Source organism: Pseudomonas sp. HMWF021 (assembly GCF_003061005.1).
Taxonomy (GTDB): Bacteria; Pseudomonadota; Gammaproteobacteria; order Pseudomonadales; family Pseudomonadaceae; genus Aquipseudomonas.
Genome location: NZ_QAIK01000062.1, coordinates 7,865 through 23,833, shown reverse-complemented (window position 1 = coordinate 23,833; position 15,969 = coordinate 7,865). Strand labels below are relative to the sequence as shown.

General features: G+C 62.0%; 17 protein-coding genes. 13 read left to right on the top strand and 4 right to left on the bottom strand.

The window, feature by feature from the left end; all coding sequences use genetic code 11:
• From DBR18_RS08800 to DBR18_RS08755, 10 genes are all read left to right on the top strand, one after another.
• A partial coding sequence (locus tag DBR18_RS08800) for a riboflavin synthase (RefSeq protein WP_256588637.1) occupies window positions 1–470 on the top strand: 470 nt, incomplete at its 5' end.
• A gap of 16 nt (window positions 471–486) precedes the next feature.
• On the top strand, window positions 487–1,578 hold the full coding sequence (gene ribBA, locus DBR18_RS08795; protein ID WP_025109536.1) for a bifunctional 3,4-dihydroxy-2-butanone-4-phosphate synthase/GTP cyclohydrolase II: 1,092 nt from the start codon (window positions 487–489) through the stop codon (window positions 1,576–1,578).
• 235 nt (window positions 1,579–1,813) lie between these two features.
• Complete coding sequence (ribE, locus tag DBR18_RS08790; RefSeq protein WP_003228649.1) at window positions 1,814–2,290, top strand: 6,7-dimethyl-8-ribityllumazine synthase; 477 nt, start codon at window positions 1,814–1,816, stop codon at window positions 2,288–2,290.
• The gene (gene nusB, locus DBR18_RS08785) at window positions 2,287–2,787 is read left to right on the top strand and encodes a transcription antitermination factor NusB (RefSeq protein ID WP_007966101.1); all 501 of its coding nucleotides are present in this window, start codon (window positions 2,287–2,289) and stop codon (window positions 2,785–2,787) included. Before ribE ends, nusB begins: the two co-directional genes overlap by 4 nt.
• Before the next feature lie 18 nt (window positions 2,788–2,805).
• Window positions 2,806–3,771 carry a thiamine-phosphate kinase gene (thiL, locus tag DBR18_RS08780; protein ID WP_108590061.1) on the top strand — a complete coding sequence of 322 codons (966 nt, stop codon included), beginning with the start codon at window positions 2,806–2,808 and terminating at the stop codon, window positions 3,769–3,771.
• A complete protein-coding gene (locus tag DBR18_RS08775; RefSeq protein WP_007910933.1) occupies window positions 3,768–4,271 on the top strand; it encodes a phosphatidylglycerophosphatase A in 504 nt (167 codons plus the stop codon). Before thiL ends, DBR18_RS08775 begins: the two co-directional genes overlap by 4 nt.
• Before the next feature lie 34 nt (window positions 4,272–4,305).
• On the top strand, window positions 4,306–5,043 hold the full coding sequence (locus DBR18_RS08770; RefSeq protein ID WP_108590060.1) for an ABC transporter substrate-binding protein: 738 nt from the start codon (window positions 4,306–4,308) through the stop codon (window positions 5,041–5,043).
• Between the two features lie 238 nt (window positions 5,044–5,281).
• Window positions 5,282–5,899 (top strand): GTP cyclohydrolase II, encoded by a 618-nt coding sequence (ribA, locus tag DBR18_RS08765; RefSeq protein WP_007968177.1) that lies wholly within the window; start codon window positions 5,282–5,284, stop codon window positions 5,897–5,899.
• Entirely contained in the window at window positions 5,896–6,315 is a 420-nt protein-coding gene (locus DBR18_RS08760) for an MFS transporter (protein ID WP_108590059.1), read from the top strand. The genes ribA and DBR18_RS08760 overlap by 4 nt, the downstream gene beginning before the upstream one ends.
• Window positions 6,315–7,115: a cobalamin-binding protein gene (locus DBR18_RS08755; protein WP_108590058.1), complete on the top strand. Its 801-nt coding sequence runs from the start codon at window positions 6,315–6,317 to the stop codon at window positions 7,113–7,115. The genes DBR18_RS08760 and DBR18_RS08755 overlap by 1 nt, the downstream gene beginning before the upstream one ends.
• A 127-nt stretch (window positions 7,116–7,242) precedes the next feature.
• On the opposite strand, the gene DBR18_RS08750 is transcribed toward DBR18_RS08755, so the two are convergent.
• From DBR18_RS08750 to DBR18_RS08735, 4 genes are all read right to left on the bottom strand, one after another.
• Complete coding sequence (locus DBR18_RS08750; RefSeq protein WP_108590057.1) at window positions 7,243–9,129, bottom strand: TonB-dependent receptor domain-containing protein; 1,887 nt, start codon at window positions 9,127–9,129, stop codon at window positions 7,243–7,245.
• Between the two features lie 138 nt (window positions 9,130–9,267).
• A complete protein-coding gene (gene dxs, locus DBR18_RS08745) occupies window positions 9,268–11,166 on the bottom strand; it encodes a 1-deoxy-D-xylulose-5-phosphate synthase (RefSeq protein ID WP_108590056.1) in 1,899 nt (632 codons plus the stop codon).
• 91 nt (window positions 11,167–11,257) lie between these two features.
• The gene (ispA, locus tag DBR18_RS08740) at window positions 11,258–12,145 is read right to left on the bottom strand and encodes a (2E,6E)-farnesyl diphosphate synthase (RefSeq protein ID WP_108590055.1); all 888 of its coding nucleotides are present in this window, start codon (window positions 12,143–12,145) and stop codon (window positions 11,258–11,260) included.
• A complete protein-coding gene (locus tag DBR18_RS08735) occupies window positions 12,142–12,384 on the bottom strand; it encodes an exodeoxyribonuclease VII small subunit (RefSeq protein WP_003228627.1) in 243 nt (80 codons plus the stop codon). Before DBR18_RS08735 ends, ispA begins: the two co-directional genes overlap by 4 nt.
• 482 nt (window positions 12,385–12,866) lie before the next feature.
• Between DBR18_RS08735 and DBR18_RS08730 the strand changes: the two genes are divergently transcribed.
• The 3 genes from DBR18_RS08730 to DBR18_RS08720 form a co-directional block, all read left to right on the top strand.
• Window positions 12,867–13,658: a YfaP family protein gene (locus tag DBR18_RS08730; RefSeq protein WP_108590054.1), complete on the top strand. Its 792-nt coding sequence runs from the start codon at window positions 12,867–12,869 to the stop codon at window positions 13,656–13,658.
• A gap of 38 nt (window positions 13,659–13,696) precedes the next feature.
• Window positions 13,697–15,409, top strand: coding sequence for a DUF2138 domain-containing protein (locus DBR18_RS08725; RefSeq protein ID WP_108590053.1), 1,713 nt, complete (start codon window positions 13,697–13,699; stop codon window positions 15,407–15,409).
• A partial coding sequence (locus DBR18_RS08720) for a DUF1175 family protein (RefSeq protein WP_256588636.1) occupies window positions 15,379–15,969 on the top strand: 591 nt, incomplete at its 3' end. The genes DBR18_RS08725 and DBR18_RS08720, both read left to right, overlap by 31 nt.

Below are 15,969 nucleotides of genomic sequence, written 5' to 3'. Positions count from 1 at the left end.
AAACCCTCGACTGCACCGCCATGAACGACCTGAAAAGCGGCAGCCCGGTCAATCTGGAAAAAGCCCTGACCCCGACCACCCGTCTCGGCGGGCATCTGGTCAGCGGTCACGTCGACGGTGTCGGCGAAATCGTCTCGCGCAGCGACAATGCCCGCGCCGTGGAATTTCGCATCCGCGCGCCGAAAGAACTGGCCAAGTACATCGCCCACAAAGGCTCGATCACTGTCGACGGCACCAGCCTGACCGTGAACGCGGTCGATGGCGCCGAATTCATGCTGACGATCATTCCGCACACCCTGAGCGAAACCATCATGGCGTCCTACAAGCCAGGTCGCCGGGTGAACCTGGAAGTCGACCTGCTGGCGCGTTATCTGGAACGTCTGCTGTTGGGCGACAAGGCCGCAGAGCCTGCATCCGGTGGCACGATCACTGAAAGCTTTCTGGCCGCCAACGGCTACCTCAAATCCTGACTGAAGGGGGTGCCTTGTGGCGCTCAATAGCATCGAAGAACTGGTTGAAGACATCCGCCAAGGCAAGATGGTCATCCTCATGGATGACGAAGACCGCGAGAACGAAGGCGACCTGATCATGGCCGCCGAATGCTGCAAGGCCGAACACATCAACTTCATGGCCAAGCACGCCCGTGGTCTGATCTGCATGCCGATGAGCCGCGAGCGTTGCGAGCTGTTGAAGCTGCCACTGATGGCCCCGCGCAACGGTTCCGGTTTCGGCACCAAATTCACCGTATCGATCGAAGCCGCTGAAGGCGTCACCACCGGCATCTCCGCTGCCGACCGTGCGCGCACCGTGCAAGCGGCTGCGGCCAAGGACGCCAAGGCTGAGGACATCGTCAGCCCGGGCCACATTTTCCCGCTGATGGCCCAGGCCGGCGGCACCCTGGCCCGTGCCGGCCACACTGAGGCCGCCTGCGACCTGGCGCGCATGGCCGGGTTCGAGCCGAGCGGGGTGATCTGCGAAGTGATGAACGACGACGGCACCATGTCCCGTCGTGCCGAGCTGGAAGCGTTCGCTGCCGAACACAACATCAAGATCGGCACCATTGCCGACCTGATTCACTACCGGATGATCCACGAACGTACCGTTCAGCGGATTGCCGAACAGCCGCTGGACAGCGAACTGGGCCAATTCAACCTGGTGACCTATCGTGATTCGGTGGAAGGCGACGTGCACATGGCCCTCACTCTGGGCACCGTTTGCGCCGAGGAGCCGACCCTGGTTCGCGTGCACAACATGGACCCGCTGCGCGATCTGCTGATGGTCAAGCAACCAGGCCGCTGGAGCCTGCGCGCCGCGATGGCCGCGGTTGCCGAGGCCGGCAGCGGCGTGGTGCTGTTGCTCGGTCACCCGCTCGATGGCGACGTGCTGTTGGCGCACATCCGCGAAACCGGTGACCAGGCGGCGGTGAAAAAACCGACCACCTACAGCATCGTCGGCGCCGGCTCGCAGATCCTGCGTGACCTCGGCGTGCGCAAAATGCGCCTGATGTCTGCGCCAATGAAATTTAATGCGATATCCGGTTTCGATCTGGAAGTTGTAGAATACGTGCCCTCCGAATAATGACCGGTCGTTTCCGGCATTGTTGACGTAGATCCTTGTGGTGAGGGGATTCATCCCCGACGGGCTGCGTAGCGGCCCTGTTTGGTTGGGACTGCTGCGCAGTCCATCGGGGATGAATCCCCTCGCCACAAGGTGTAGTCGAACAGCAATGCGGTGTTTCCGGTCATGAATTTGTGGCTAATATCACTGAGGGACGCGTACGAAACGCGTCCCGGCTCTTTAAGAGATCTGACGAATGACCCTGAAGACCATCGAAGGTACCTTCATCGCCCCTAAAGGCCGCTACGCTCTGGTAGTGGGCCGTTTCAACAGCTTCGTGGTTGAAAGCCTGGTCAGCGGTGCAGTTGATGCCCTGGTTCGCCACGGCGTGAGCGAAAGCGACATCACCATCATCCGCGCACCTGGCGCCTTCGAAATCCCGCTGGTTGCGCAGAAAGTCGCCCAGAAAGGCGAGTTCGCAGCCATCATCGCCCTCGGCGCGGTCATTCGTGGCGGCACCCCGCACTTCGAATACGTGGCAGGCGAGTGCACCAAGGGCCTGGCCCAGGTGTCCATGGAATTCGGCGTACCGGTCGCGTTCGGCGTCCTGACCGTTGACTCCATCGAGCAAGCCATCGAACGTTCCGGCACCAAGGCCGGCAACAAAGGTGCTGAAGCTGCCCTGTCCGCTCTGGAAATGGTCAGCCTGCTGGCGCAGTTGGAGGCCAAGTGATTAGCGACGATAGCGATCGTTTCAACCCGCGCGATCCGAAACCTGCGGATGCCGGCAAGCCATCGAAAAGCGCCAAGCGTCGCGAAGCCCGTCAGCTCGCGACTCAGGCCCTGTATCAATGGCACATGGCCAAGGCTTCGCTGAACGAGATCGAAGCGCAGTTTCGCGTTGATAACGATTTCACCGATGTCGATGGCGCCTACTTCCGCGAGATCCTGCACGGGGTTCCGCAGTTCAAGACTGAAATCGACACCGCGCTCAAGCCGTGCCTGGACATCGAAATCGAAGAGCTGGATCCGGTTGAACTGGCGGTTCTGCGCCTGTCCACCTGGGAACTGCTCAAGCGCGTCGACGTGCCATACCGCGTTGTGATCAACGAAGGTATCGAGTTGGCCAAAGTCTTCGGTTCGACCGATGGCCACAAGTTCGTCAACGGCGTACTCGACAAGCTGGCTCCGCGCCTGCGTGAAGCTGAAGTCAAGGCGTTCAAGCGCTGATCAGCGCTTGATATCGCAATGGGCGAGTTTGAGCTGATCCGCAATTTCTTCGCCGCCGCGCCTTGTGCGCAGGGCGGCGAGGGCGTTGCTCTGGGGATCGGCGATGACTGTGCCTTGCTGGCGGTTCCTCCCGGGGAACAGCTGGCGATTTCCACCGATACGCTGGTGGCCGGCGTGCACTTCGCCGATCCCTGCGATCCGTTTCTGCTCGGTCAGCGCTCGCTGGCCGTCGCGGTCAGCGACCTGGCCGCCATGGGCGCCACGCCCGTTGCCTTTACCCTTGCCCTGACTGTGCCGACGGTGACTGCCGATTGGCTGCAAGCCTATGCCCACGGTTTGAACCGCATGGCGCAGAACTGCGGCGTGGCGCTGGTCGGCGGCGACACCACGCGCGGGCCGTTGAGCCTGACGGTCACGGTGTTCGGTCGGGTGCCGACCGGTCAGGCCTTGACCCGTAGCGGCGCGCAACCGGGCGATCTGCTCTGTGTCGGCGGCGAGTTGGGCAATGCCGCCGGTGCCTTGCCGCTGGTGCTTGGCCAGCGTGAAGCCGAAGCAGATATCGCCCAGCCGTTACTCGATCATTACTGGTCACCCCAGCCGCAACTGGCCCTCGGTCAGGCGCTGCGCGGTAAGGCTACCTCGGCCCTGGACATCTCCGACGGCCTGCTCGCTGACTGTGGGCATATCGCTTTGGCGTCGCAGGTTCGCCTCGAAGTTGAACGCGAGCGCGTACCGTTGTCCGATGCGTTAGTGGCGTTTCTCGGCCAGCGCGGTGCCGAGCGGGCGGCGTTGAGCGGCGGCGATGACTATGTACTGGCCTTCACGCTGCCGTCCGTCGAGTTACCGGCGCTGCTGGCCGATGGTTGGCCGATCCATGTGATCGGGCGTGTGGCGCAGGGCCAGGGTGTGGTGCTGCTGGATCGCGAAGGACACGACATCACCCCGCAAATCCGGGGTTATCAACATTTTCAGGAGACACCGTGACAGATCACCCGAAACAGGTTCCGGCCGAATTCGTTCCGCCGTCGGTCTGGCGCAATCCCTGGCATTTCCTCGCGTTCGGCTTCGGTTCCGGCACTCTGCCGAAAGCGCCGGGCACGTGGGGTTCGTTAGTTGCGCTACCCTTTATTCCGTTGTGGCAGATGTTGCCCGACTGGGGTTACTGGCTGATGCTCGGGATCACCATGCTGTTCGGCTTCTGGCTGTGCGGCAAGGTCGCCGACGATCTGCGGGTGCACGACCACGAAGGCATCGTCTGGGACGAAATGGTCGGGATGTGGATCACCCTGTGGCTGGTGCCGGAAGGCTGGTACTGGTTGCTCGCGGGTTTCCTGGTGTTCCGCTTCTTCGACATTCTCAAGCCATGGCCGATCCGCTGGATCGACCGGCATGTCCACGGTGGCGTGGGCATCATGCTCGACGACGTGCTGGCCGGTGTGTTCGCCTGGCTGGCAATGCAGGGGCTGGTGTGGATTTTCGCCTGATCCGGATCGTCAGGGTTAAGTGAGGAGACTAAGGATGGCTCGACGCTGGCTGGCGCTGGTGTTTCTGACCCTGCTGGGCACTGTCGCCAGTGCGCAGGAAGCTGCGTCGACGCCCGCGGTCATCCATCTGGCCAGCGAAGACTGGGAAGACTACACCGCCGCCGACGGCCATGGCCTGGGCTGGGACGTGCTGCGCAAGGTGTTCGAACCGGCCGGGGTGAAACTCGACATTCGCACCGAGCCTTACACGCGCTCCGTGGGCCTGGCCGAGCGCGGCGAAGTCGATGCCTGCGTCGGTTCGTATAAAAACGAGGCCAGCGACCTGCTATACCCGCGCTGGAACTTCGACACCGATCACATCTACGCCCTGGGCCTGGCGAGCAACCCGTCACCGACCCCGGAAACCCTCGGCAGCTATCGTCTGGCCTGGGTGCGCGGTTACGACTATCAGGATTATTTGCCCAATGTGCGCAACTACAATGAGGTCGTACGGCGAACAGGGATCTTGTCGATGCTCACCCATAATCGCGCCGACTATTACATCGATGCGCAGACCGAAATCGATTACGTGGTCGGCCGGGCCAAGGATCCGACGCAGTTTCGCAAGACCCATATCGCCGAATTGCCGCTGTACCTGTGCTTCGCCAACACGCCGCAAGCGCGCACGCTGATGGCGCTGTTCGACCGACGCATGGAGCAGTTGGTCAAGGGCGGCGAGCTGAAGCCGATTTTCGAGCAGTGGAAGCAGCCGTATCCCTTCGAGCCGAACTGACGCGACCCCGTGTAGGAGCTGCGGCACGCTGCGACCCTTTGATCTTGATCTTGAAAAAACGGATCAACAGATCGCAGCCTCGTTTCACTCGACAGCTCCTACAGGGACAGCTGTTGTGCGAGGAGTCATCAAACTTTTTGATCGTTATGCCCGACAATTCAGCCTAAGCGTCTGCAGGAACCTGCTGTTACAATGCCGGCCTGCGAATCTTCAGACTTTTTAGATCAGGAGCACACCGGTGCCTGTCGTTTTTGTCGCCGCTTCCAAGCTGCCAACGCCTTTTGCGCAATTCACCATGCACGGTTTTCTCGATGAAGCCACCGGCCGCGAGCACGTCGTGCTGAGCCTCGGTGAAATTGACGACGGTGCGCCAGTCCTCGGCCGGTTGCACTCCGAGTGCCTGACCGGTGACGCGCTGTTCAGCCAGCGCTGCGACTGCGGCTCGCAACTGGAAGCCGCGCTCAAGGCCATCGCCCGTGAAGGCCGTGGCGTGCTGCTGTACCTGCGTCAGGAAGGTCGCGGCATCGGTCTGCTGAACAAGATCCGTGCCTACGAGTTGCAGGACGGCGGCGCCGACACCGTTGAGGCCAACGAGCGTCTGGGCTTTGCTGCGGACCAGCGCGACTACGCCATGTGTCTGCCGATGCTGGAACACCTGGGCGTGAAGTCTCTGCGCCTGATGACCAACAATCCGCGCAAGGTCAAAGCCCTGACCGACATGAACATCGTCGTCGCCGAGCGCGTGCCGCTGCACACCGGCCACAACCCGCACAACAAGTTGTACCTGGCGACCAAGGCCAGCAAGCTCGACCACATGATGGGCAACGAGCATCAGGGCGAGGTTGATCGCGCGTGACTCGCGGTCAGGTGCGCCGCCGTCTGGCGGTCGACTGGTGGAAGTATCTGGCGTTGGCGCTGCTGCCGTTATTTGTCCTGAACCTGCTGTTTGGTCAGGGCGAGGGAATTCTTCCGGTGCTGACGATGCCCTTGTTCATTGCCGGTGTTGCGTCGATGTTTGTCAGCCTGAAGTTCTTCGGCAGCTATAAACATGCACTGATCGCCACGCAGAAAGCCCTCGATACGCCTGAAGAGCCTGCCGCGTGGATTGCCCTTGCGGCGCGTCGGCGTATTGCGTTTCTTGCAGCAGCACTGCCGGCCTGGATCGGTGCGCTGGCCGTGTTCGTCGGCCTCGAGGCGGTGCCATTGATGCTGCTGGCGCTGTCCACCGCCGTGCTGTTTTATCTCTATCGCATCCCGCGTCAACTCGGCTGATGCGTCGTTTGTGGCTGGCGGTTCTGCTGCTGGCCTGCGCCGGCCCGGTGCTGGCGAGCATGCGGGTGGTCAGCCTCGCGCCTTCCCTCTCTGAAATCGTTGTTGAACTGGATTCGGCCGATCTGCTGGTGGGCGTGCTTGATGCCGGCGAGCGTCCGGCGGCGCTCAAGGATGTCCCGTCAGTGGGCCGCTATGGTCAGTTGGACATGGAGCGTCTGCTCAGTTTGAAGCCCGATTTGCTGCTGTTGTGGCCCGGCAGTGTCGGCCCGGCGCAACGTGATCAACTCAAACGCCTGAACATTCCGACCTACGTCGCCGAGCCGCACAGTCTCGAACAACTTTCGGCACAGATCGAAGCCATTGCTGCACAACTCGGACGACCTGAGCTCGGAGTGAAGCTGGCGACAGATCTGCGTAAGAAACTCGATGATCTGCGCCAGCGCTATCGCCGGGACACGCCGCTGACAGTGTTTTATCAAGTGTGGGACAAACCGCTGTACACCGTCGGCGGCGGGCAGATCATCAGTGATGCGCTTGAGGTGTGTGGCGCACGAAACGTGTTTGCCGACCTGAGTCTGCCGGCGCCGCAGGTGAGTATCGAGGCGGTGTTGCAGCGTGATCCGCAGGTGATTCTGGCCGGTGATCAGGCCCAACTGGATGCGTGGAAAGCCTGGCCGCAGGTTGATGCGGTGAGGAGAGGGCAGTTGCTGTTGGTCACGGATAAAGGCCTGGAACGCCCGAGCGGGCAGATGATCGAGGCCACCGCCAAACTCTGTCAACTCATCCAGCCACACCGCTGACCCCTGTAGGAGCTGCCGAAGGCTGCGATCTTTTGATCTTGCTTGTGGCTGACTTGGAGTCGCCGAAGATCAAGATCAAAAGATCGTCCGATCGCGGCCCGAGCCTTCGGCAGCTCCTACAGGGAGTTCAGTTGAGTCCCGGGGTCCAGGTGACGCCAAACATCCAGGCCCGACCTTCCTCGCGATAGCCATACTGGCTGCCGTCATAGCTGTACAACGCGCGGCTGTAACCCTTGTCCAGCAGGTTATCGACCTTCAGATCCAGTTTGATCTCGCGGTTCAGCGCCCAGCTGCTGCGCAGTCCAAACGTGCCGTAGCCACCCAGCGGCTGGGTATTGTTCAGGTCGTCGTAACTGCTGCTGACCAACTGCCAGCTCGCGCCGACGCCCAGTCGGTCAAACTGGCGATCCAGATCCCAACTGGCAGTACGCCGCGCACGACGGGCCAGGGTGTGCCCTGTTTCGCGATCACGCGGGTCGATAATCGCCACACCAAGGTTGCTTTGCCAGCCGAACAGTTCCTGCTTCAGCGCCGCTTCAAAGCCATTGATCCGTGCCGAAGCCACGTTCTCCGGGCGTGAGTTGCTGCCGAAGATGATCGCGTCTTCCAGGTCTGTGCGGTAAATCGACGCTTCCAGGCGGCTGCTATCGGTCAACTGGCTGCGCCATTGCAGCTCATAGCTTTTCGAGGTTTCCGGTTTCAGATTCGGATTGCTGAAATCCGGGTAGTACAGGTCGTTGAAGGTCGGCGCGCGGAAGCCTTCGCTGTAGCTCAGCAGCAGATCGTTGTCCGGGTTCAGCGGCAAGGTGAAGGTGCCGCTCCAGGTGTTCTGGCTGCCGAACTGCTGGTTGTCGTCGTGGCGCAGACCCAGTTCCGTGGAGAAACTGTCGGCTTGATAGCGATGCTGAATGAAAGCGGCGCGGTTCCAGCGGCTGTCCTCGTTGAACGCGGTGCTGCTGTTGACTCGGTCTTCATACCAGTCGCCACCGAGGATCAGACTGTTGCGCGGATCCAGGGTCAAATCGTTCTGCCAGGTCAGCGAGTCACGATAGGTGTTGAACACCGTGCGCTCGTCGCTGAGTTTGTCGAAGGTTTTCTCGCGGTTCTCGGTGTGGCCGAACTCGACGCGGGTTTTCCAGATATCGTTGACCCGCGCATCGACGTAGCTGCTGACACTGCTGACGTTGAAGTCGCTGTAGGGTTGTTGCTGCACCGACTCGAACGTGGTCGTGTCGAAGCGGCCGAACGGATTGTCGAACTCGCTCTTGCCGCGGTTATCCAGCAGATTGGCGCCGACTTCGACGGCATCGGTGAGCGCATGGCTGAGGCTCAGGCTGACGGATTTATTGCGATAGGCATCATGATCGCTGTCGCTGGGGTAGGACTCGTGGGTACGGTCGATACCAGCGGTGTCATCGAGGCTGGCGCCGAGGTTGAAGCGGGTTTTGTCATCGCCACCGGACAGGCCGAGGCTGCGCTCCCAGGTCTGGTTACTGCCGAAACCAACGTGCAGGCGTGGTTGCAGGCCTTGTTCGTTGCCGCGTCGGGTGAAGATCTGGATCACCCCGCCAATCGCGTCGCTGCCGTAAATCACCGAACGCGACCCGCGCAGCACTTCGACGCGTTCGATCTGATCGATGTTCAAGTGCTGCAGGTTGCTGTCGCCGGAGGTCGAACTGCCGATGCGCTGGCCGTCGACCAGCACCAGACTCTGCGCCGATTGCGTGCCGCGAATGTAGATCCCCGGCAGACTGCCGCGTCCGCCAGCCTGCGCCACTTGTACGCCCGGTACCCGTTGCAGCAGGTCGGTGACGCTGCCCGGTTGCAGGCGGTCGATGTCTTCGCGGGTGAACACAGTGTTGGCCGCGCTGCTGTCGTTGCGCGCTTCGACCTGACGGTTGGCGCTGATCAGCGTGTCCGGCAGCTTCAGGGCTTCGTCGCGCTCGAAGCTGTCGGCGAGGGCGCTGGTGGTAGGCAGCAGGAGGAGGGGCAGGGCGAGGCGCGAGAGGTTCATGGCAATCCATGGTTTATGCAAAACCTTGTAGGAGCTGCCGGAGGCTGCGATCTTTTGATTTTGCTTTGAAGGTTTTGAAGCCGCCGAAGATCAGGATCAAAAGATCGCAGCCTTCGGCAGCTCCTACACGGGGCCGTGTTAGCGGTTGAGCAGTTCCAGGCGCTCGCGAATCGAGGCTTCGATTCCTACTTCATCCAGCCCGCACTCGGCGAGCATCTGCGCCGGTTTGGCGTGTTCGACGTAGATGTCCGGCAAGCCCAGGTGCAGCATCGACTTGAGGATGTTCTCCCGCGCCAGGAATTCGCTGACCGCGCCACCGGCGCCGCCCATGATCGCGTTCTCTTCGATGGTCACCAGCAGTTCGTGGCTGCCGGCAATCTCGCGTACCAGCGCTTCATCCAGCGGCTTGACGAAGCGCATGTCGACCACGGTCGCATCCAGCTTCTCGGCGACTTTCAACGCTTCGGCCAGTTGCACGCCGAACACCAGCAGAGCGACTTTGCTGCCCTGACGACGGACGATGCCCTTGCCGATTTCGATCGGTTCGAGATCCTTGTCGATGGTCGCGTTGGGGCCGGTGCCGCGCGGGTAACGCACCGCCGCCGGGCCGTTGTACAGGTGGCCGGTGGTGAGCATCTTGCGCAGTTCGTTTTCATCGCTCGGGGTCATGATGACCATGCCCGGAATGCAGCGCAGGTACGACAGATCAAAGCTGCCGGCGTGGGTCGGGCCGTCTTCGCCCACCAGGCCGGCGCGGTCGATGGCGAACAGCACGTCGAGGTTCTGCACCGCGACGTCGTGCACCAACTGGTCGTAGCCGCGTTGCAGGAACGTCGAGTAGATCGCCACCACCGGTTTGGCGCCTTCGCAGGCCATGCCGGCAGCGAACGTCACGGCGTGCTGTTCGGCAATCGCCACGTCAAAATAGCGCAGCGGGAAGCGTTCGCTGAACGCCACCAGGTCCGAGCCTTCCTTCATTGCCGGGGTGATCCCGACCAGACGCGGGTCGGCAGCAGCCATGTCGCACAGCCATTCGCCGAACACTGCCGAGTATTTTGGCCCGCTGGCCTTTTTCGGCGCGGCGGCCGGGGCGTCGACCGGTTCGAGTTTGGTGATGGCGTGGTAACCGATCGGGTCGACTTCCGCCGGGGCGAAGCCTTTGCCTTTCTTGGTGACGATGTGCAGGAACTGCGGGCCTTTCAGATCGCGCATGTTGCGCAGGGTGGCGATCAGGGTCGGCAGGTCGTGGCCGTCGATCGGGCCGATGTAGTTCCAGCCCAGCTCTTCGAACAGGGTGCCGGGCACCAGCATGCCCTTGGCGTACTCTTCGGTGCGTCGGGCGATTTCCCAGGCGCCGGGCAGGCGCGACAGGACCTTCTTGCTGCCCTCACGCATGCTCGCGTAGGTGCGGCTGGAAAGAATCTTCGCCAGATAATTGGACAGGCCACCGACGTTGCGCGAGATCGACATGTCGTTGTCGTTGAGGATCACCAGCATGTTGGCGTTGACTTCCGGCGCGTGGTTCAGCGCCTCGAAGGCCATGCCGGCGGTCAGCGCGCCGTCACCGATCACCGCAATCGCCTTGCGATCGCTGTTTTGCAGGCGGGCGGCAATCGCCATGCCCAGCGCTGCACTGATCGAGGTGCTGGAGTGGCCGACGCCAAAGGTGTCGTACTCGCTCTCGGCGCGACGCGGGAAGGCGGCGATGCCGTCCTTCTGGCGCAGGGTTTCCATGCGCTGGCGGCGACCGGTGAGGATCTTGTGCGGATACGCCTGATGACCGACGTCCCACACCAGCCGGTCATCCGGGGTGTCGAAGACGTAATGCAACGCGATGGTCAGCTCGATGACGCCCAGGCCGGCACCGAAATGCCCACCGGTCTGGCCGACCGTGTAGAGCAATTCCAGGCGCAACTCATCGGCCAGGGTTTCCAGCTCGGCTTCGCCTAACCGGCGCAGGCCGTCCGGCGTGTTCGCGCGGTCGAGCAGGGGCGTGGTCGGGCGCTTGCGGGGAATCTCATGAAACGTCGTGGGCATCAGGCGAATCGTTATAGGTATAAAAGATGCGGCAGTTTACCTGATGCATCGCCCCCTGCCCACGCGTTGGTCTTTTTTGGCAGGTTGGCGTTCAGTTGCGCCGCTCGACGATATACCGGGCCAGGTCGCGCAAAGGCTCTGCTGCCGCGTCAAACGGTCGCAGTGCGTGCAGCGCCTGATCGCGCAGTTCCAGCGCATAGACCTTGGCCGCGTCCAGCCCCAGCAGGGCCGGGTAGGTCGGTTTGTCGCGAGCGATGTCGGCGCCCTGGCGTTTACCGAGGGTTTCGGTATCGCTTTCGACGTCGAGAATGTCGTCCTGCACCTGAAAGGCCAGACCGATGGCCTGTGCATAAGTCTGCAAAGCCTTGAGTTCATCCTGCTCGGCACGACCACTGGCCAGAGCGCCAAGCTTGACGCTGACTTCGATCAGCGCGCCGGTCTTGTGCCGGTGCATCTGCTCCAGTGCTTGCTGATCCAGCTTCAGACCGACCGAACCGAGGTCGATGGCCTGACCGCCGACCATGCCCGCCGGGCCGGCCGCATGCGCCAGTGCCGTGACCTGTTGCAGACGGATCTCGGCATTCAGATTGCTCAGACGCGGATCGAGCAGGGCGCTGAACGCCAGGCTCTGCAAGCCGTCACCGGCGAGGATCGCGCAGGCTTCGTCGAATTTCTTGTGGGTAGTGGGCTGGCCGCGACGCAGATCGTCGTCGTCCATCGCCGGCAAATCGTCGTGCACCAGCGAATAGGCGTGGATCAGCTCCACCGCGCAGGCCGCGCCGTTGGCTTGCTCAGCCTTGCCGCCCAGCGCTTCGCACGCGGCGTAGGCCAGCAGCGGGCGCACGCGTTTGCCGCCGATCATCACGCTGTAGTGCATCGCCTCATACAGGCGCGACAGCTCCGGCAGTGGAGCCTTGAAGAGGATTTCCAGTGCCGCATTGACCCGCGCCTGACTGGTCGCCGAATACGCGGCAATCATTCTGGCTGTTCCGCGTCGAAGGGTTCCTCGGCGAGTTCGCCATCGCGCTCCAGCAGCACTTGCACCTTCTGCTCAGCCTGGGCCAGCGCTGCCTGGCAGTCACGGGTCAAACCGATGCCCTGCTCGAAAGCGGTCAGCGAGTCTTCCAGCGACAATTCACCGTTCTCCAGACGCTCGACCAGTGTTTGCAGGTCGGCGAGGGACTGTTCGAAATCCAGTGCAGCTTTTTTGCGGGCCATGGCGGCGATTTCCGGTTGACGTTAAACCGGCGCGACACTAGCAGATAGGGGGTTTATGGGCAAATGAGCCTCCCCGGACGACTCCATTTTACTGTGGTGAGGGGATTCAGCGAAACGTCGCACCGCCCCAATAAGCGAACGGGTCTGTCAGGAAAACCGCATTCACCGGTTTGCGACTGCTGCGCAGCCGATCGGGGATAAATCCCCTCACCACAAATCTGCGTTGAATTCTGAAGTGAAGACATTATTCGGCTCATTATGTGAGCCGAATAATGCCGCTATTCGGCTCACGCCCAACAACCCTGCGTGAATCCCACCGCAAATCCAGATGTATCCGATTGTTAAAAAACTGCCGAATCGCTAATCTTCGCGCCTTCTACGACCCAATAGTCACGGGGTCTTTCAGACGAAACGCAGTTTCCACCGCTGTGAAGTACCGAGGATCGGGTGCAAGGTTTCGTAGGCATGGCAGGAGGCATTACATGCGTTCATTTTTTTGGCTGCTGATCGGCTTGGCCTGCGCGCCTGCGCTGCGGGCGGCGCCGAGTGCCGAGCTGTCTGAGCCATCGGGCGGCTGGCGCTATAGCGGTCTGCTCGATCGCAGTGAAAACCCGCAAGTCGCTTACCCCACGCCGCCGATCGACCGCGGCATTCAGCGCAATCGAACGATGATCCAGGGCCAGCTCAAGGCCATCGGCAATCAGCGCGGGCCGCATACGCTGGCGGTCAACGGCAATCCATTGAATCTGTACACCGACGATGACGGTCGGTTCGCCCGCCCGTATGCGTTCGGCGCCGGCTCCAACAGTGTCGAAGTGCGCAGCGCCGAGGGTCAGTCGCTCAAGCGCGTGCAGTTCTATGAAGCGAACAACCTGCGCACCCCGGCGAAGATCCGCGTGGTGCTCGGTTGGGACGATCCCAAGGCCGAACTCGATCTGCACATCATTACGCCGGACGGCCAGCATGCGTTTTTCGCCCATACGGCGTTGACCAACGGCGGCGGTCTGGACCCGGATGGCGTCGATGGCCCCGGCCCGGAAATGTTCACCATGACCGCGCCGCTGCATGGCACCTATCTGGTTTACGTCAACTATTGGGGCAACTTCGGCGACGGCGGCTATAACTTCGAGGAGGCCAGCAATCAGAACGAGGTCATCACCTCGCAAATCACGCTGGTGCTCAACGAAAACACGGTCGACGAAAAACGCGAAACATTCATCGTGCCCCTGCGGGCGATCGGTGATCTGCTGCTGGTCAAGACTTTCAACTATTAAGCATCCCGCTCCACGGATGAACTTCGGGTTTTGTGAACATGAGTGATAACGCTGCTTCTCCGGCCGTCCCGACACCTGCCGGCCAACCTTCCCGGCGCTGGCCGGCGCTGCTGATCGGCCTGGTCCTGGTGGCCGGGGTGGCCGGTGGTCTCGGCTGGCTGCTGCACAAGCCCAAGGTGCCGGCGGCGGCATTGGCCAGCGACAAGCTCGGCCTGAGTCGTCCGGATGCATTGCTGGAGACTCGCTCCCTGAGCCAGTTGCCCAAGGACCTGCTGACGGTGCCGTTCCTCAAGGCCACGCTCACCGAGGATTTCGTCTTCTATTACGAAACCCACGCCGACCGTCTGGGGCTGATCGGCAGCCTGCGGCGGATCATTTACGAACACGACCTGAAGCTGCAGGACAGCCTGATCGAACAGCTTTTCGATCAACCGGCCGACGTCGCGTTGTGGCGCGGTGCCGACGGCCGGCTCAAGGATTTTCTGCTGGTGATGGACCGCGGCGGCTTGGCGAAACTGCTCGAACCGCTGGCAAAAGTGGCGCTGGATGATTCGCAGCTCAGCGTGTTCGGCAGCCTCAAGGTCGGCGGTGACGACGTGCCGCTGTACCAGCTCAGCTACAACGCCAGCAAATCGCTGCTGTTCGCGTCGCGCGGCGACAAACTGGTGGTGCTGTCCAATCCGAACAAGTATTACGACCCGGCCAACGGAGACTCGGAAGAGTCCGGACACGTCTCGCCGCAGGCGCTGGCAGCGCTGCTCAACGGCGACAAACTGTTCCCCGAGGCTTTCGGTCTGCCGGCGAAGGCGCCGGAGATCAAGCAGCGTCTGTCGGTCAATTCCAGCGTCCTTGCCATGGGCTATCAGCGCTTCATCCCGAACTTCGCCGGGCTGCGTTTCGACATGGACGACAAGGGCTGGCACAGCTACCTCGCCATGGATGAGCTGGATAACCAGCCGGACTTCGATTTCAAACCGGTGTGGCAAGCCATGCCGCTGGGCGCCAGTGCCTGCGTGACCTTGCCGGTGGCGGCTGAACCGCAGAAACCGCTGCTGGTGAAACTCGGCGCCGACGAAGCCGTGGCGCAGAAACTCACCGAGCACGTGGCGGGTGCGGCGGGCCTGTGCTGGTACGCTGATTCACGGTTGTACACGCCGTTGCTGGTCGCCAGCCTGAAGGACGAGGACAGCAGCAAACTCGATGGCGACCTGGGCACGCTGTTCGGTTCGATGGTCGGTGCCTACGAGACGAATGTCGACGAACACGCATTCCCGGTGGTCGAGAAGCAGGAAGGCCAGAGCCATGTCTGGCAGCGTCAGGTCAGTTCCAATTTCGGCCCGTACGCCGCCAAGACGGCCGAGAACCCGGACGCCATCAGCGGTAAAGCGTTCATGAAAGTCAGCCTCGCCCGCCACGGTTCGACGCTGCTGTTTTCCCTTGACGACAAACTGGTGGACAAGGCCCTCGGCACCCTCGACAAACGCTTCCCGCCGATGGCCGACGTGCTGCCCAAAGACGTGCTGATGCCGATCTACTTCGGCCCGGATTCGATGGCGCAACTGATGCAGCAGGAAACCCTCGACAGCCTGCCGCAGGACATGGAACCGGTGTTCTACAACGCCGCGCAAACCTACCTGATCCCGAAATTGCGCACCCTCGGCGGCTACGGCAAATACGCCCTGACCCTGCCGGAAGGCAGCGAGCCGGACGGCCACTGGCAATGGCTGCCGCTGGAGTGGAAAGCGCTGTGACGACGCTGATCCGCAGCCTCGGCCTGCTCGCGCTGCTGCTCAGCGCGGGCGCCCGAGCCGTCGAAGCGCCGGCACTGGATCCGGCGCAGTCCCAGGTGTTCCGCGCCTGGTTCGTGCGCATCGCTCAGGAACAACTGAGCCAAGGCCCGAGCCCGCGCTGGTATCAGCAGGACTGCGCAGGCCTTGTGCGTTTCGCTGCCAACGAAGCGCTGAAAGTCCACGACGACAAATGGCTGCGCAGCAATGGCCTGTCCAATCGTTACCTGCCGCCGGAGCTGACGCTTAGCGACGAGCAGCGCAAGCTCGCCCAGCAATGGCAGCAGGGCGGCGGCAAGGTCGGGCCGTACGTCAACGCGATCAAACTGATTCAGTTCAACAGCCATCTGGTCAGCCGCGACGTGTCCCAGGCACGCCCCGGCGACCTGATGTTTTTCGATCAGGGCGACGACCAGCACCTGATGATCTGGATGGGCCGCTACATCGCCTATCACACCGGCACCACCACCCCCACTGACAACGGCATGCGTTCGGCAAGCCTGCAGCAACTCATGACATGGAAG

Excerpts from the sequence above, each read along its gene's own strand:
- dxs (WP_108590056.1), bottom strand. The coding sequence starts at position 11,166 with ATGCCCACGACGTTTCATGAGATTCCCCGCAAGCGCCCGACCACGCCC.
- DBR18_RS08735 (WP_003228627.1), bottom strand. The coding sequence starts at position 12,384 with ATGGCCCGCAAAAAAGCTGCACTGGATTTCGAACAGTCCCTCGCCGAC.
- DBR18_RS08750 (WP_108590057.1), bottom strand. The coding sequence starts at position 9,129 with ATGAACCTCTCGCGCCTCGCCCTGCCCCTCCTCCTGCTGCCTACCACC.
- ribE (WP_003228649.1), top strand. The coding sequence starts at position 1,814 with ATGACCCTGAAGACCATCGAAGGTACCTTCATCGCCCCTAAAGGCCGC.
- DBR18_RS08770 (WP_108590060.1), top strand. The coding sequence starts at position 4,306 with ATGGCTCGACGCTGGCTGGCGCTGGTGTTTCTGACCCTGCTGGGCACT.
- DBR18_RS08755 (WP_108590058.1), top strand. The coding sequence starts at position 6,315 with ATGCGTCGTTTGTGGCTGGCGGTTCTGCTGCTGGCCTGCGCCGGCCCG.
- DBR18_RS08725 (WP_108590053.1), top strand. The coding sequence starts at position 13,697 with ATGAGTGATAACGCTGCTTCTCCGGCCGTCCCGACACCTGCCGGCCAA.
- DBR18_RS08730 (WP_108590054.1), top strand. The coding sequence starts at position 12,867 with ATGCGTTCATTTTTTTGGCTGCTGATCGGCTTGGCCTGCGCGCCTGCG.
- thiL (WP_108590061.1), top strand. The coding sequence starts at position 2,806 with ATGGGCGAGTTTGAGCTGATCCGCAATTTCTTCGCCGCCGCGCCTTGT.
- ispA (WP_108590055.1), bottom strand. The coding sequence starts at position 12,145 with ATGATTGCCGCGTATTCGGCGACCAGTCAGGCGCGGGTCAATGCGGCA.